At 49.6% G+C, this 16,688-nt stretch carries 17 protein-coding genes; all 17 read right to left on the reverse strand.

Going from position 1 to position 16,688, the window contains the following annotated elements; all coding sequences use genetic code 11:
• Positions 1–43: 43 nt before the first annotated feature.
• Positions 44–991: a dipeptidase gene (locus tag NNL21_RS03875; RefSeq protein ID WP_204816115.1), complete on the reverse strand. Its 948-nt coding sequence runs from the start codon at positions 989–991 to the stop codon at positions 44–46.
• Between the two features lie 118 nt (positions 992–1,109).
• Entirely contained in the window at positions 1,110–1,370 is a 261-nt protein-coding gene (locus NNL21_RS03880) for a stage V sporulation protein S (RefSeq protein WP_025335291.1), read from the reverse strand.
• 138 nt (positions 1,371–1,508) lie between these two features.
• A complete protein-coding gene (locus tag NNL21_RS03885; RefSeq protein ID WP_204816116.1) occupies positions 1,509–2,303 on the reverse strand; it encodes a TIGR00282 family metallophosphoesterase in 795 nt (264 codons plus the stop codon).
• A gap of 72 nt (positions 2,304–2,375) precedes the next feature.
• The gene (rny, locus tag NNL21_RS03890) at positions 2,376–3,917 is read right to left on the reverse strand and encodes a ribonuclease Y (RefSeq protein ID WP_204816117.1); all 1,542 of its coding nucleotides are present in this window, start codon (positions 3,915–3,917) and stop codon (positions 2,376–2,378) included.
• 186 nt (positions 3,918–4,103) lie between these two features.
• The gene (locus tag NNL21_RS03895; RefSeq protein ID WP_204816118.1) at positions 4,104–4,796 is read right to left on the reverse strand and encodes a regulatory protein RecX; all 693 of its coding nucleotides are present in this window, start codon (positions 4,794–4,796) and stop codon (positions 4,104–4,106) included.
• A gap of 86 nt (positions 4,797–4,882) precedes the next feature.
• Positions 4,883–5,944, reverse strand: a complete 1,062-nt coding sequence (gene recA, locus NNL21_RS03900; RefSeq protein ID WP_204816119.1) for a recombinase RecA — start codon at positions 5,942–5,944, stop codon at positions 4,883–4,885.
• Positions 5,945–6,183: 239 nt separating this feature from the next.
• Positions 6,184–7,437, reverse strand: a complete 1,254-nt coding sequence (locus NNL21_RS03905) for a competence/damage-inducible protein A (protein WP_204816120.1) — start codon at positions 7,435–7,437, stop codon at positions 6,184–6,186.
• Positions 7,438–7,514: 77 nt separating this feature from the next.
• On the reverse strand, positions 7,515–8,093 hold the full coding sequence (pgsA, locus tag NNL21_RS03910; protein WP_204816121.1) for a CDP-diacylglycerol--glycerol-3-phosphate 3-phosphatidyltransferase: 579 nt from the start codon (positions 8,091–8,093) through the stop codon (positions 7,515–7,517).
• Positions 8,090–9,418, reverse strand: a complete 1,329-nt coding sequence (rimO, locus tag NNL21_RS03915; RefSeq protein WP_204816122.1) for a 30S ribosomal protein S12 methylthiotransferase RimO — start codon at positions 9,416–9,418, stop codon at positions 8,090–8,092. The genes pgsA and rimO overlap by 4 nt, the downstream gene beginning before the upstream one ends.
• Before the next feature lie 137 nt (positions 9,419–9,555).
• Entirely contained in the window at positions 9,556–10,047 is a 492-nt protein-coding gene (locus tag NNL21_RS03920; protein WP_204816123.1) for a YajQ family cyclic di-GMP-binding protein, read from the reverse strand.
• Positions 10,048–10,180: 133 nt separating this feature from the next.
• On the reverse strand, positions 10,181–11,125 hold the full coding sequence (locus NNL21_RS03925) for a helix-turn-helix domain-containing protein (protein ID WP_204816124.1): 945 nt from the start codon (positions 11,123–11,125) through the stop codon (positions 10,181–10,183).
• A gap of 18 nt (positions 11,126–11,143) precedes the next feature.
• Entirely contained in the window at positions 11,144–11,905 is a 762-nt protein-coding gene (locus NNL21_RS03930) for a DUF3388 domain-containing protein (protein WP_204816125.1), read from the reverse strand.
• Positions 11,906–12,058: 153 nt separating this feature from the next.
• Positions 12,059–12,304 (reverse strand): DUF3243 domain-containing protein, encoded by a 246-nt coding sequence (locus tag NNL21_RS03935; protein ID WP_204816126.1) that lies wholly within the window; start codon positions 12,302–12,304, stop codon positions 12,059–12,061.
• 122 nt (positions 12,305–12,426) lie between these two features.
• Positions 12,427–13,155, reverse strand: coding sequence for an elongation factor P 5-aminopentanone reductase (gene ymfI, locus NNL21_RS03940; RefSeq protein ID WP_204816759.1), 729 nt, complete (start codon positions 13,153–13,155; stop codon positions 12,427–12,429).
• Between the two features lie 14 nt (positions 13,156–13,169).
• A complete protein-coding gene (gene yfmH / locus NNL21_RS03945) occupies positions 13,170–14,456 on the reverse strand; it encodes an EF-P 5-aminopentanol modification-associated protein YfmH (protein WP_204816127.1) in 1,287 nt (428 codons plus the stop codon).
• 3 nt (positions 14,457–14,459) lie between these two features.
• Complete coding sequence (gene yfmF, locus NNL21_RS03950) at positions 14,460–15,740, reverse strand: EF-P 5-aminopentanol modification-associated protein YfmF (RefSeq protein WP_256555042.1); 1,281 nt, start codon at positions 15,738–15,740, stop codon at positions 14,460–14,462.
• A gap of 129 nt (positions 15,741–15,869) precedes the next feature.
• The gene (sleB, locus tag NNL21_RS03955; RefSeq protein WP_204816128.1) at positions 15,870–16,661 is read right to left on the reverse strand and encodes a spore cortex-lytic enzyme; all 792 of its coding nucleotides are present in this window, start codon (positions 16,659–16,661) and stop codon (positions 15,870–15,872) included.
• Between the last annotated feature and the right edge of the window lie 27 nt (positions 16,662–16,688).

Below are 16,688 nucleotides of genomic sequence, written 5' to 3' on the forward strand. Positions count from 1 at the left end.
TTTCGATTGAACCCATATCGAAAAGAGATTGAATACAGCGGATTCAGCTCGGAAGATTATTCAATAAAAACCGGTTTGCGTTCCTGTGAAAGAACGAAGCTACTTGATCCTCTGCATATTGTTTCAGCAGCGCTTCATGTAGATTCGATAATTCACCTGGGTTGGATAAACCCTCTACATATGTATCGATCCCGTCGAAATCGGAGCCAAACATGATGTGCTTCTCGCCACCGAGCTCGCATACATGCTCGATATGTCGAATTATATCTGCCACAGCTGCCGATTTGCCTCTCACTACGAATTGCGGCACGAATGTAATGCCTATCATTCCGTCCATGTCAATTAATGCTCTTATTTGATCGTCGGATAAATTGCGAGGGTGATCACAAACCCCCTTGGCGTTAGAATGGGAAGCGATCAACGGCTTAACGGACCGGTCGGCCATATCCCAGAATGACCGCTCGCTTAAATGAGAGACATCTAATAGTATACCCAATCTATTGCATTCTTCTACAAATGCGAAACCTTTTCCTGTTAAACCGCCCTGCCTGGGCTCCATAACGCCATCCGCGCCCCAATTCGCCTGGTTCCAGGTTAACCCTATCGCTCTTACACCGAGCTCATATAGGATGCGCAGCATCCCCAAATTCCCCTGCAGACCGTCCGCGCCTTCCAGCGACAGCATAGCGCCGACCTCTCCGCTCGTCTGAATTCTTTGAATATCTTCGGCGGTTTTTACAAACCGAATACCAGGGGTAACAAGAACTTTTCTATGAAACAGATCGATACTTTGCAAGATCGGCGTCATCGACTTTTCCATTTTCTCCGAAATATAGATCGCGAAGGCTTGGAAGATCGCTCCTGATTGGCGGAGTCTCGTGAACGTTACGTCCAACTGGCCTGTTTGGTCATCGGCAAAACTTAGATTTCCCTGCTCAAGCAGCTTCCACAGCACATCGCAGTGAAAATCGACTGAAGCATGTCTATTCATCGCGTGTTCCTCCTTCTATATTACAGCTTGGACGCGCTAATAGGCGCAAAAAAACCTGTTTACGGCGACGTAAACAGGTTCACTGTTCAAAGAGTAGTGTCTTCTTATCCGACTTCCGCTATCTCGGCTCGACAATGAGCTTAATTGCGGTCCGATCTTCACCATCAATTACAATATCCGTAAATGCCGGAATACAAATGAGATCCACCCCGCTGGGTGCCACAAATCCACGAGCTATGGCGACTGCTTTGATCGCTTGGTTCAACGCACCAGCCCCGATTGCCTGCAATTCGGCAGCTCCGCGTTCACGCAGAACACCTGCAAGCGCCCCTGCAACGGAATTTGGATTGGATTTTGCTGAAACTTTTAAGACATCCATGGAAAGTACCTCCTCGGGAATGATGGATACCACTATTTAAATAGTATTCGAGAGCGGTAATAAAATTCCTGCTTTCTTCATGGAGACTTTGCAAATTTTTCCGAATTGCGAGAATTTTCAAAGTTTCATAACAAACGTTTACATCATCAGCCAATCTGTTTCCGTCAAGCGGATCTTTTGCGTGCGCTTCGCCTTACCCGTCGCTTCATCGATTTCGACAAGAATAGCGTGAACGTGCCAATCGCCTTCATCCACGACGAAACGTACAGGCAGCTGTGTCCGGAACTTGTGAATGACCGCATTGCGCTCCATCCCGAGCACGCCTTCCTTCGAACCGCACATTCCAACATCGGTTAAGTATGCTGTTCCGCCTGGCAGAATCGTATCATCATTGGTTTGAACATGGGTGTGGGTTCCTACAACAAGTGACGCACGTCCATCCAGATACCAGCCCATCGCGATTTTCTCAGATGTCGCCTCAGCATGGAAATCGACAAGAATGCATTTGGTCTTCGAACGCATCTCCTCGACCAGCTCGTCCGCCTTGCGGAATGGACAATCGATAGGCGGCAGAAAGACTCTGCCCTGTAAATTGATGATGGCTAATTCCTTGCCGTTTGCCTTGATAATGGCCGCGCCTTGTCCAGGTGCCTCTTCAGAGAAATTCGCCGGCCTAACCATGCGCGGCTGCTCATCGATCCATTCGAAGATGTCTTTGTTATCCCATGTGTGATTCCCCATCGTTATTCCATGTACGCCCGCTTCCAGCAATTCCTTCGCGATTGTAGAAGTAATGCCGCGTCCTGCTGCCGCATTCTCACCGTTCGCAATAATGATGTGTGGGTTATATTTGCTCTGCAGAGCCGGCAATACTTTCTTCACGGCACTGCGTCCGACATTGCCCACGATGTCGCCAATAAATAATACGTTCATGCGATCTGTACCCTCTCTTACGACTAGAAAAGTGGCTGCATCGCAGCCACTTTACGAGTGTCGTTCTATTCATTATTTGGCGTATTCCACCGCGCGAGTTTCACGAATGACGGTCACTTTAATGTGTCCCGGATAATCAAGTTCATTCTCGATTTTCTTCGTAATATCACGTGCAAGGCGGAATGCCTCCGTATCGTCGATTTTATCAGGCTGTACCATGACGCGAACCTCGCGACCGGCCTGAATGGCATAGGATTTCTCTACGCCTTCGAAGGATTCGGTAATATCCTCGAGTTTCTCTAGACGCTTAATGTACGTTTCGAGTGTCTCTCTTCTAGCGCCAGGGCGAGCAGCTGACAATGCATCAGCAGCGCCGACCAGCATGGCAATAACCGATGTAGCTTCGCAATCGCCGTGATGAGATGCGATGCTGTTAATGACAACTGGATGCTCCTTGTATTTCTTGGCAAGTTCCACGCCGATTTCGACGTGTGAGCCTTCCACTTCGTGATCAAGTGCTTTTCCGATGTCATGCAGTAAACCGGAACGTTTCGCCAACGTGATATCTTCCCCAAGCTCGGCTGCCATCAAACCTGTCAAGTAGGCGACTTCCATCGAATGCTTGAGCACGTTCTGCCCATAACTTGTCCGATATTTCAAACGCCCTAAAATTTTTATCAGATCTGGATGCAAACCATGGACTCCGACCTCGAACGTTGCCTGTTCGCCGTACTCACGGATACGCTCGTCCACTTCTCTACGCGATTTCTCGACCATTTCTTCGATTCGTGCCGGGTGAATCCGTCCATCCGCAACCAATTTTTCTAGTGACGTACGTGCGATTTCGCGGCGAATCGGATCAAATCCGGACAATATGACCGCTTCCGGTGTATCGTCGATAATGAGATCGATACCGGTCAACGTCTCCAATGCGCGAATATTACGGCCTTCGCGTCCGATGATGCGGCCTTTCATTTCTTCATTCGGCAGTGCGACAACGGAAACCGTCGTTTCTGCCACGTGATCCGCTGCACAACGTTGAATAGCGAGCGAGATGATGTCGCGTGCTTTCTTGTCCGCTTCTTCCTTCGCCTGCTGCTCGATCTCTTTAATCATTTGCGCTGTTTCATGTCTGACTTCTTGTTCAACGCTCTGCAGAATGATCTGCTTCGCGTCTTCCATCGTCAAGTTCGAAATGCGCTCCAACTCGCTAAGCTGCTGCTTGTAGAGTGAATCGATCTGCTCTTGCGTTTCCTCGATCCGCTTCTCTTTGTTGGCCACTTGTTCTTCTTTGCGCTCCAGCGCTTCTATTTTCTTATCCAACGACTCTTCTTTCTGAACCAGTCGTCTCTCAAGTCGCTGTACCTCATTACGACGTTCGCGAATGTCTCTCTCAGCCTCAGTACGGATCTTGTGGACTTCATCTTTCGCTTCGAGAACCGTTTCTTTCTTCTGCGCTTCAGCTTCTTTCTTCGCGTTGTCAACAATTTGACTAGCGGCTTGCTCTGCGCTTGAAATCTTGGCCTCAGCGATCGACTTTCGAATAAAATAGCCTAGCACAAAGAAAATCAAACCAACAAGGATCGTGATCGGGAGCCAGATATACCACTGCATCTTCTCACCTCCTCGTTGCTTTCACCAAGTCAAACGCTTGGGACATATTTGGTTTTCAGCCGGATTTCAATCCGATTTTCATCAATCAAACGTTTTTCAATAAAAATAATCATTTTCGAATCAATTTTTGGAAGGAAAATCGATTCAATAAAGAAGAATACAAAATCATTTTATCTTTTGTGAAAATCAATTGTCAAGCATATGCCCTTCTTCATCTAACTCCTCTTGTGCAATCGCAGCCTGAATCGCTTGTTTCACGATGCTCCCCGGGAACCCTCTGCGCAGCAAGAACGTAGCTAGCTTGCGTTTCCGGTCTGTGGGTTCTCCTTTTAAATAAGGCCATTTCTTGCAGGCAGCACGGATTGCAACTTCTGCTTCTTCGGACGTATCGATCCGGTCAATAGCTTCATTGACCGTCTCCTTGGCAATCCCCCGCTGTCTCAGCTCCTGCTGCAGCAGACGGCGTCCCTTCATCTGGCTGCGAAGCCGTCCGGACGCGAATTGCTTGGCGAAGGCCGCATCATCTACGAACCCCTCTCGAATGAGACGCTGTATCGCCTGCTCAGCCGACATCTCATCGATTCCTTTGCGTGCCAAATACCGCGCAATTTCTTTGTGCGTCCGCTGCCTGGCTCCCAAGTAGATCAATCCCAGTGCATAGGCACGATGCTGCGTGTCTTCCTCCGTAATTTGCTTGAGCTCGTCTACATGTATTTCACGACCCTTAAGCAGCCGGAAGCGGATCATAATATCTTCATGAACAGAGAGGAACGGTTCTTCCTGTCCGTTATTGACGAATAATTGGTAACGGTAACGCTCCTTACGGTCCTGCTCCACCGCTGTAATGGTCAGCATGCCCTCGGTATTCTCTTCATTCATAGTTTTCTCACACTCCCCTCCAAACTCGAAAAACAGAGAAAAGCACCCTCGCAGGTGCTTTAGATCCCTTATTCTCGAAACCGGGCTTAATTCAATTCGAGTTCCAATTCATCCTCGTCTTCATCGTCATCACTGCTGACTGCAGCACTGTTCAACGCACCAGCCGCAAGATTGTTGGCATCGCGAATTTGTTGTTCAATTGTATCGCTAATATCCGGGTGATCCTTCAGGAACTGCTTCGCATTCTCACGGCCTTGTCCCAAACGCTCACCATTGTATGAAAACCAAGCGCCGCTCTTCTGGACGATGTCCATATCAACGCCGATATCGACGATGCTGCCTTCCTTGGAAATCCCCTCGCCGTACATGATATCCACTTCCGCTTGTTTGAACGGAGGCGCTACCTTATTCTTGACGACTTTAATGCGCGTCCGGTTACCGACCATGTCGTTCCCCTGCTTAATCGACTCAATCCGTCGCACGTCAAGCCGAACACTGGAATAAAACTTCAATGCACGTCCGCCTGGTGTCGTCTCCGGATTACCGAACATGACGCCAACCTTCTCACGCAGCTGGTTAATGAAGATGGCAATGGTCTTGGATTTGCTGATGGCACCGGAAAGCTTGCGAAGTGCCTGCGACATTAACCGGGCTTGCAAACCAACGTGGGCATCGCCCATCTCGCCTTCGATTTCTGCTTTCGGTACGAGCGCTGCCACGGAGTCGACGACAATAATATCGACAGCGCCGCTGCGTACAAGAGCCTCGGCAATCTCAAGGGCTTGTTCGCCCGTATCCGGCTGCGAGAGCAGCAATTCATCGATGTTAACGCCTAGCTTGCTCGCATATAGCGGATCAAGCGCATGCTCAGCATCGATAAATGCAGCTTGTCCACCGGAACGTTGAACTTGTGCAATGGCGTGGAGCGCCACGGTTGTTTTACCTGAAGATTCCGGTCCATAAATTTCAATAATGCGGCCTTTCGGATATCCGCCGATCCCGAGGGCAATATCTAATGCTAGTGATCCGCTGGATGCTGTTTCGACATGCATATTAGCAGATTCACCGAGCTTCATAACCGAACCTTTACCAAACTGTTTCTCGATCTGACGTAGAGCCATCTCGAGAGCTGCGCGACGATCTGACAACGCATTCACATCCTTCACGGTTATTGTTTATATATTCATGATACCTTGTTTTGTTCGCGTTGACAAGAGTTTTTGCGAACATATATTCTTATTTATTTCTTCTCATTGGCCAATGAGCAAAAAAAGAACCGCAGCAAAGTTATCTTCGCCACGGTTCTTCCGTCAACTAAGGAAGATTATAGACGAATTCCCCTGTTCTGGCAAGCTATAAAATAATAGCACCAGATGCGCCGCAGGTGTTATTCGTGTTCGACTAGCTCCTGCCACAGCCGGTATAGAGCCGACTTAGCCGCCCGCAAACGAATGATGTCCCGGCTGCCGTTCAAGTTGAACGTGTGAACGACCGGAGGCTTGCCAGGCCTTGCGATTCCCATATAAACGAGCCCGACAGGCTTTCCTTCCGATTCTGAGGGACCTGCCACACCGGTGACCGATATACCATAATCGCTATCGGTCCGCTCACGGATCCGTTCTGCCATCAAGGCAGCGGTCGAGTCGCTAATTGCGCCAGGCGCCCCGCTGCCTTCCAGCTGCGACATCGGTATCCCAAGCAGCTTATGCTTCATTAGGTTCGTATACGTTACGACACCCCCGACAAACTCGCCGCTGCTGCCGGGGACGTTCGTTACAAGCTCAGCCAGAAGGCCTCCAGTGCAGCTCTCAGCGCTTGAAAGCGTACGGCCGGATGCTCGCAGCAGCCGAATGACCGCTTCCTCTAAAGGGATGTCTTCGCGCGCGTAGAGGTGCTTGCCGACAATAGCGTTAATTTGCTCTTCCGCCAAATCCAATCTGGTGTTGGCTTCTTGTTCCGTCAACGCCTTGGTCGAGATGCGGATCGCTACCTCGCCCTCCTTCGCGTAAGGCGCTATCGTAGGATCCGACTGTGCTTCGATCAAGCCAATCAACGCCTGCTCCAGGCTGGATTCTCCGATTCCGGCGAATTTCAATACTCTTGAGAACAACCGGCGGCTTTCTCCTGAGATTGTACGCAGCCAAGTCTTGCCGGGACCATCGAACATCGGCTTCATTTCGCGTGGAGGACCGGGGAGAAGCAAGTAATGGCTCCCGCCTTCCGAAATCCCGTTGCCGACCGCTAATCCAGCTTCATTCACAATCGGAACAGACCCTTCAATCATATGGGCTTGTCTGCGATTGCTTTCAACCATATGTATGCCGCGTGAAGAGAAGAGGGCTGCGATTTTGTCCATGGACGGTTCATGTATAACGATTGACCGGTTCAAATACGCGGCCAATGCATCTTTTGTGAGGTCATCCTGAGTCGGGCCGAGTCCCCCCGTAAACACGATGAGCTCCGCGCGTGATCGGGCGAGTTCGATGGCTTGGCCGATCCTTGCTGCGTTATCTCCTACTACAGTTTGAAAAAATACGTCAATGCCCATTTCAGCCAGCCCCTGCGACAAATAGGTCGCATTCGTATTAACGGTCTGGCCGAGCAGAAGCTCGGTACCTACTGCAATTATTTCAGCGCGCATGAGTACAACTCCTATGGCAGGATGAAATGAAAGCATCATTCCCTCATAGAGAATGATGCTTCATTAACGGGATAGACTCATTCCGACAGCGGAATGAGGTTTTTGTTTTTGACGAAATAATCGACTCCCGAATAGACCGTAATCAAAGCCGCAGCCCAGCTGGAGATGAGATCGAATCGGAAATCCAATAAGGCAAACGGAAAATTGTTAAGCAGCAGTGCAATAATCATCGTGATTTGCACAGCCGTCTTCCATTTTCCCCACTTCGATGCCGCCAGGACCCGGCCTTCAAGCAGCGCAATCTGTCTGAGGCCCGTAACGGCGAACTCCCGGCTGATGATAACGATTGCGATCCAAGCGTCTACCTTGTCCATTTCAACCAAAGAAATAAGAACAGCCGCTACTAGAAGCTTGTCCGCCAGCGGATCGAGCAGCTTGCCAAGGTTGGTCACGATCTTGTTCTTGCGAGCGATATAACCATCCAGTCCGTCTGTGCTTGCTGCAACGATAAAGATAAGTGCCGCCAGTATCTGGTTCCATGTGATCGAGAAATCTGAGAACGTGAGCGGCTTCAGATCAACATTAATCAACAGCAGAAACATAATGATGGGTACCAGAAAAATACGGGCGAGCGTTATTTTGTTAGCTAAATTCACGAGAGCCCCTCCCCGGACATATCAAATTCGTAGGCATGCGTTACTCGCACCCTTTGAATTTCTCCGATTCCCGCTTGACAATTCGATATGAAGACTTCGCCATCAATTTCCGGGGCATCGTATTCTGAACGCCCGATATAGATATCACTGCGTCCGTCATAACGCTCGACAAGCACGTCGATTTCGCGTCCTATATATTTGCCACTATTGTGTTTGGATACATCGCGTTGTATTTCCATAAGCGTATTGGAACGCCATTCTTTCACGTCATCCGGCACGTGATTCGGCAATCGTACTGCAGGCGTGTCCTCCTCAAGGGAATATGTAAAAACACCTAACCGATCGAACTTCATCTCTCGCACAAAATCACAAAGCTTGTTAAAGTCTTCGTCCGTTTCACCCGGAAAGCCGACAATGATGGAGGTGCGCAGCGCAACATCCGGGATACGGGATCGAATCTTAAGAATTAGCTCACGCGCATCCCTCTGCCGTCCAGGACGGCGCATTCGCTTCAGGATGATATCCTCACTGTGCTGAAGCGGCATGTCGATATACTTGCACACCTTCGGATTGGCCGCGATGGTTTCAATCAATTCATCCGTAAAAAACCCAGGGTACGCATAATGCAGCCGAACCCACGCAATTCCATCGACTTCGCTAACCCGGTTAAGCAGCTCGGGCAGCATAAATTTATCGTACAGATCTGTTCCATAATTCGTCGAATCCTGTGCAATCAAGCTAACTTCCTTCACACCCTGTGAGGCAAGCAGCTCAACTTCGGCCACAATAGAATCTATGGACCTGCTGCGGAACTTCCCGCGCATGATGGGAATGGAACAAAATGTGCATGCATTGTCGCAGCCCTCTGCGATCTTGACATAGGCCGTATAACGTGGAGTTGTTACAAGTCTTGGCAGCTTCTGATCGTAGTCGAAGGCGGGATTGCCGACCTTCATCGGTTTCTTGCCATTCAACGCCTCATCCACAATCGCATTAATGTGATGAAAATCTCCCGTGCCGACAATGCCGTCAATCTCGGGCATTTCGTCCATCAGCTGCTGCTTGTAACGCTGTGTCAGACAGCCAGACACAATGAGCGCCTTCAGACGTCCTGTCTGCTTAAACTCCGCCATATCCAGAATGGTGTTCACCGATTCTTCCTTGGCGGCATCTATAAATCCGCATGTGTTGACGATTATGACAGTCGCATCGTCGGCCTGTTCGACAAGCTGATATCCACGCTCGTGGATAAGTCCTGACATGATCTCCGAATCGACCATGTTCTTCTCACAGCCTAAGGTTACCACTTTAATTCGTTCTGTCATGGTCCCACAGATCTCCTCCGAAAAGCTGCTTTTTCAAGTATAATACAAGGCCTATACAGTGTCAAAACAGCAGAAAGTCCTGATTTGACGGAGCTATAGTCGTGGAGAGGGCCTTAGCCGTGCATGCTGCGCCCGGATTATTTGAAGTTCATAAACTGCAGGTCAATCGGCAATTCAGCACCGCGAAGCAGCGCCATTACAGCCTGCAAATCGTCCCGGCTTTTGCCAGTAACGCGGATCTGGTCGCCTTGAATTTGACTTTTCACTTTGAGCTTCGAATCTCGTATCAAAATGTTAATCTTCTTGGATATGTCCTGCTCGATCCCCTGTCTTAGCTTTAATCGTTGTCTAACCGACCGTGCAGAAGCTGGTTCGATTTTGCCATAATCCAGGTTCTTCGTTGGAACGCCGCGCTTAATCATCTTGGACGTCAGAATGTCGATAACGTTCGTTAGCTTCATTTCATCGTCTGAAACGATAACCAGCTCGCCTTTTTCAAGTTTGATGGAGCTGATGCTGTTCTTGAAATCGAAGCGTGTTTCAATTTCACGCTCTGCCTGTATAATGGCGTTCGACAACTCCTGCATATCGACCTTCGATACAATGTCGAAAGAATTTTCTGAACTCATGTAAGACCGACTCCTTTTCCATCTCTTTCATGTCACGTATTATAACCGATCTTAACGCACAAGAAAAGGCACACCCCCAAGTCGCCTTGGCCGGAATGCCTTTTCATGCTGTACCTATGTTGCTGCAGGAACCTTATGGGGTCGTTGTATTGGTTTCTGAATTTGAGCTTGTGTCCGTGTCTGTACCCGTTTCAGTGCCCGTTCCAACAGCTTCCGCGGGATCAAGCTGCATCTTACGGGAGCCTTTCTTGTTGCCATCGTCAATGAGCACACCGTCGATCGTAACGTCGGTTAAATTGGCATGGGCAATATTGATATAGACAGGGACGGTTACATCGATCGTTTCGGATTCGCCGTCCTTCAAGGTTTTGGTCAGAAGATACTTGCCTCCGACTTTATTCTCGCTCACACCGACCCAGCCGCTGCCTCCAACGACTTTCAGCTCGAGCTTATGCGTACCTGCTGCAGGCGAAACCTCGTAATAATTGGTTTTTCCGGTTGATCGTATGAACGTTACCGTTGTGGACGGCGGTGTAACAGGCGGCTCCGGGTCAGGAGTATCGGTGCCTGCATCCGGGGTATTGTCTGGTTCATTCGTATCCGGGGTATTGCCCTTGTTCTCCTCCGGCGGCTTCGTCTGGTCGGTTATCTTTGTACTGTCATCCGCTGTATCTACCTTTTTATTAACTGGATTGTTAATGTAGAAGACGTACACAATGACAACGATCAAGATGAAGAACAACCACATGAGGGACCGGAAACCCCAGCGGCTCCATCGATCCGAGCTTTGGGTTTGGGCTCGGCGTGGACGCTGAACGGTTTCGACGACCGGCTCGGGCGCAGGTGCGGGAATCTCTTTCTGATATAAGCGAAGCACCTCTTCGGCATCCAACCCGACATTCTCCGCATAATTCTTCACAAAGGCACGTACATAGAAGCTTCCAGGGAGCACAGCGTAGTTCCCTTCCTCGATCGCTTCTAAATAACGCTTTCGTATCTTGGTTAAATCTTGAATATCTTCAAGCGATAATCCGCGCTGCTCACGGGCTTTGCGGAGCAAAGCGCCTAAATCCGACATGACCACACCTCCCTTGACTTATAATTCGTTATAGTTAGCTGTAAAGTCAAAATTAATTTCTTCTTCCGGTGTATTGCGAAGCTCGATAATATAATCAAAAGTACTAAGGTCATAAGCAGATTCTTGGATAAAAATGTCCGGATGCTCGATTACCTTCGTTGAAGGCATCGCCATGATTTCCTGAAGAAGCGTATGATGCTTCTCGTTCGAGCGCACCGTGCTGACAATTCCGTCAATGATAAAAATATTATTAGGATTCATTTCTTCTTCAGACAGTTGACTGCGGACGGTTTGACGAAGAAGCGTCGAAGACACGAACGTCCACCGTTTGTTCGAGCAGACGCTGCCCGCAATGATGGATTCGGTTTTGCCGACACGCGGCATCCCGCGCAGTCCGATTACCTGATTTCCATCCCTTTTGAACACTTCACCCAAGAAATCGACAAGCAGACCCAGCTCGTCCCGCGTGAAGCGAAACGTCTTCCGGTCATCTGAATCCCGCTCGATATACCGTCCGTGGCGTACGGCTAATATATCGACCAGCTTCGGTTCGCGCAGCTTCGTAACCGTAATATTATCGACCTTTTGGAGCATTCTGCCGAGTACTTCGATTTTCTCATCGTCATTCGTTTGGAGCAGCATTCCACGGGTCCGATTCTCTACGCCATTAATCGTTAATATGTTGACTTCCAGCATCCCGAGGAGGGACGCGACATCGCCGAGCAAGCCCGGTCTATTCTTATGTATCCTATATTCCATATACCACTGTTTGTATTCCATAAGACACCCCGCTCTTGGGAATTTTTTTCCCGTCATCCACTAATGCTTCAGAAAGATTATTCTACAATATTCGTCATTTTCCTGCAACGTACTTCAGGAAAACATTGCAGAAAAGCCTCCAATTGGGAGGCTTTTCGCAAAGAGAGCTACGATTTACTTGACAAGCTTGACCATCAGCCTGGCGATTGTTTTCCGTTCTTCCTCGTCACCGACATCCCAAATATCCTTGAGCACGCGTTCCTGCTCATTCTTGGGATCTACCTTCTCATCTAAGAAGGAGCCAATTTCAAAGGCAAGATTGGAAATCGTGTCTTCACTTAAGCCCATTTTTTTCGCTTGGCCTACCCGCTCAGCCAAAAAGTGTTTCCATGTTTCGAAATTAGTAAGGACGGTTGACATTGTGTATGGCCTCCTTTTGCATGTTGACCGTTCTCGGCAACAGTCGTATTGTGCACGCAATAGGCTTTTCTTATTCGACGACACACCGTCCTAAAAAGTTTCAACGGTCCCTTCGGCCTCCATCAGGTGAGCCATCCGCCATTGGGACTAATGATCTGGCCGGTTATGTAGGCGGACTCCGGGAGCGACAGGAAATACACGAGTGAAGCAATTTCATCCGGCTGCGCGAACCGGCCGACCGGGATCTCGGATTCCAATGCCGTCTTCTCATCCGCGTCCAGGTTGTCCAGCATGACGGTATCAACCGCTCCCGGCGCAACGGCGTTAACCGTTACGCCCGAAGGAGCGAGTTCCTTGGCAAGTGCCTTCGTGAAGGCATTCATGCCGCCTTTGGTTGTGGAATATAGCACCTCGCAGGAGGCGCCGGACATTCCCCAGATGGAAGAAACATTAATGATGCGTCCGTATCGCTGCGCGATCATCTGTGGCATAAATATCTGGGTGCATAGAAACATACCCTTCAAATTGACGGACATGACATCTTCCCAATCCTCTTCGGTTACATCTGCAAGCATGCCGTAATGGGCGATTCCCGCATTGTTCACGATGATATCCGGAACCATCCCGTGCTGCTCCAATTTCTCGCGCATACGAAGCAGCTGCTCTTTGGACCTGATATCCGCTGTTACGGTCATGACGTTAGCACCCAGCTTCATACAACTGCGTGCCGTCTCATTAGCTGCTTCGTGAGATTTCATATAATGGATGACGACATTCATGCTCTCCGCGGCAAAGCGGCGCGCGATCGCCGCCCCAATTCCGCGGCTTCCCCCGGTCACGAGCACCGTCATCTCTTTCAGTGTTTTCAAATCGGATCTTTTGCGACGATCGAAACGGCCATACGATCCCAATTAAAATGTTCCCGAAGCCGTTTATTCGCTTCCGCAAGCGTAATATCTTCAAAAATCGGCACTAATTGAAACAGATCAGCACCTCTAAATCGATAGCGTGTAAACTCGCCGGCAATCGCTTCTGGAGAATTAAGCAGCCGGAGGTATCCACCGATTCGTTTGCGTCTCGTCCGCTCAAAGGACTGTTCATTCAAACCGCTTTCCTTAGCGGCTTCGATGGCCGCACGCACCCTGCCGAGCAGCTCATCGGGATTGCGCGTCTCACCGCCAATGATTGAGAATGCGTAGTCCGGACTGCTGTTGAATTCATGGCCGAACGAATCCGAGATCAAATTATCATCGTACAGCTCATGATAAATAGGAGAGCTCGATCCCAGCAGCGTATCCAGCATCAGCTTCGTCGTAATTTCTGTGCGAAGCAGCTCTTCCGGCGATAGCTTCGGCAATTCTTCTTTGAAGCCGAATAAACATTTGGGCAAGGAGACGGGAAGAACGGCTGTTTTTCGCTGCTGCTTGACCGAGGCCGGTTCCTCATCAAAGAATCGGTTTATCTTTCCCTGCTCTTCGAAGGTTTTACGGGCTTGATTGTTCCGTACAAGCTCGAATACCTTCTCAGGCTGTACGCCTCCTACAACAAACAAGAACATGTTAGAGGGGTGATAGAAGGTTTCGTAGCACCGGTAAAGCGTTTCTTTGTCGATCTGACGAATCGAATCTGCAGTACCGGCAATATCGATGTGGATCGGATGCACATGGTATAAAGCATCAATCAATCCATAATAAACCCGCCAATCGGCATTGTCGCGGTACATGTTAATTTCCTGCTCGATGATCCCCTTCTCCTTCTCCACATTCTCGTCCGTGAAATAGGGATGCTGGACAAAATCGATCAGTGTTTCCAGATTGGCATCAATCTGCTCCGTGGCCGAAAACAAATAAACGGTCCGGTCAAAGCTGGTATAGGCATTAGCAGACGCCCCTTGCGAGGCGAACGTTGCGAAAATATCGCCAGTCGGCTCTTCGAACATTTTGTGTTCGAGGAAATGGGCAATTCCGTCCGGTACCGACAACGGAGCTTGATCGCCGACCGCAAACCGGTTATCGATGGAGCCATAACGGGTTGCGAACGTCGCATAAGTCTTGCTGAAGCCTTCCTTAGGAAGCACGACGACTTCAAGACCGTTCGACATGATTTCGCGATACAATGTTTCTTGTACGCCAGGGTACGTTAAGGTTTCCATCGGTCACTCCTCCTTCCCGTCACGCAGGAAATAGATCGTATCCAGTTCGGTCTTGCGGGCGATAGCCGCGATTTGCTCGGCACTGACCGCTTGAACCTGCCGAAGCAGCTCATCGGCTGACCGTTCCTTGCCTGATAGCACCGTGTTAAAATCATAAGCGATCATCTCGTTTGCCGAGTCCTGCAGCTCCCGCAAATGATTCGCGATCATGGCTTTCGTCTGATTCAATTCCAAATCGCTATATTGGCCGGAACGCATACTTTCCAGCTGCTCTTGAATAATAGCCGTCGCACGCTCATAATTGGCTATTTCAATACCCGACTGAATGGTACAAATGCCCTTATGACCATCCAATCTAGAGGCCGCATAATAGGCCAGGCTTGCCTTCTCGCGAACATTCAGGAACAGCTTAGAATGCGGATAGCCGCCCAGTATGCCGTTATACAGAAGAGCTGCCGGGTAATCGTCATCCGCGTAAGCCGTATGTACGCGAAGCCCCATATTCAGCTTCCCTTGATTCACATCCATACGTTCCACAACGGTTCGAACTTCGTTAACAGGTTTCGAGACAGAAGGCATGACATAAGAGGCGGATTGCCCTTCTCCGATCCGGAAGGCATCAGACACAAGCGCTTGTACCTCTTCCAGCGTCGTGTCACCGACTACGTACAGGTCAAATGCCGCTTCTGACAGCCATTTGCGGTACATGGCCGTTAAGGATTCAGCCGTTATGGCCGGAATATCAGCACGTTGACCGAGCGCATGCAGACGGTAAGGATCGCCTTGACACATGACTTCGATGCATCGTTCCGCAGCATAGCGGATTTTATCGTTAATAATCGCTTCCATTCTTTTGCGAAGCGTTTCTTTCTCTGCATTCACATATTTGCTGCGAAGCTTCCCGCTCTCTGTTGCGGGATCCGTCAATACTTCGCCCAGCAGCTTCAGAGACTCCGCGAGCAGCGGCTTATCGAATGAAACAAACCGGTCGTTAATGACATCCATACGAAACTGAATAATTTGCGAATCGCCTCGTTTGTACACGTCGAACCCAAAGCCTGCTCCATACAATTCATCCAATCGTTCACGAAAAGCGATCGTCTCTGGTGTCGATGCCGTTCCGCGGCGCAGGACGAACGGAATCAGGGCAACCGGTGTCACCGTATCTTCGGCAAGCGGCAAGCCTGCAAACAATGAAATAGAAAACGTCTTAAACCGTTTAGTTGGCATGACATGCAGCCGAATGCGGTTTAGCTGTCCTCGTTCGAATCGGGATTTGATCACGTTTGGCTTCCCCTTCCGCTCAAGTTTATAAAGTAAATCTATTCCAATAGGCTTTAGTCTATTCCATTCTACCCGATTGGAAATGGAAGAAGCAACCCGCTCAGCAGCGGGTTGCTTCGGTTGCGGCGGCTACATGCAAAAAATATGTTTGCCGATCGTCTTGACCTGTGGACGCGTCCAAATCCATTTGGAGGTTGCCGTTACCGGATTAAAGTAATACTCGCAGCCGCCACTAGGGTCCCAGCCGTTGATGGCATCTTGAACCGCCCGGCTTGCCTTCTCATTGGGCGTTAACCAAATCTGACCGTCGGCTACCGCCGTGAATGCACCCGGTTGGAATATAACACCCGAAATCGAGTTCGGAAAGCTCGGTGATTTCAACCGGTTAAGGATGACCGCTGCAACGGCAACCTGACCTTCATACGGTTCGCCGCGGGCTTCCCCGTACACGGCGTTTGCCATAATCTTCAAGTCGTTCGCGGATAAACCAAGCTTGTTTGACTTTGGCAAGTTTGACGTATTCCCAGTTGGTTCTTTAGCAGGTTTCCCTGCATTGCCTGTTCCTCCTGGGTTAGGAGTGGTCTCATCACCAGTTGGCCGCCATTGCTTGGTTGCTTCCCAGAGCTTGAGTTTGGTCTTCGCTCCGACGATGCCGTCTGCTTTCATACCAAATTTCCATTGAAACCATTTGACTGCGTTCAATGTAGCCCAGCCATATTGGCCATCGACTTTACCATTGAAATAGCCGAGATACTTCAAACGACCTTGGAGCTCAAGAATGTCTTTACCGGAAGAGCCGACTTTTAAGGTTGCATTGCTGAACGTTTCGGCCGATTGGCCCCCGCCCGCATGCTTCAGCGTGAATGCGCCGAACAACAGAAGGACGATGACGAGAGTCACCGCAATTAATCGTTTTCTCATCCTTAGGATCTGCCTTTCTCCTGCATG

This window comes from Paenibacillus mendelii (assembly GCF_024498075.1).
Lineage (GTDB): Bacteria > Bacillota > Bacilli > Paenibacillales > Paenibacillaceae > Paenibacillus_Z > Paenibacillus_Z mendelii.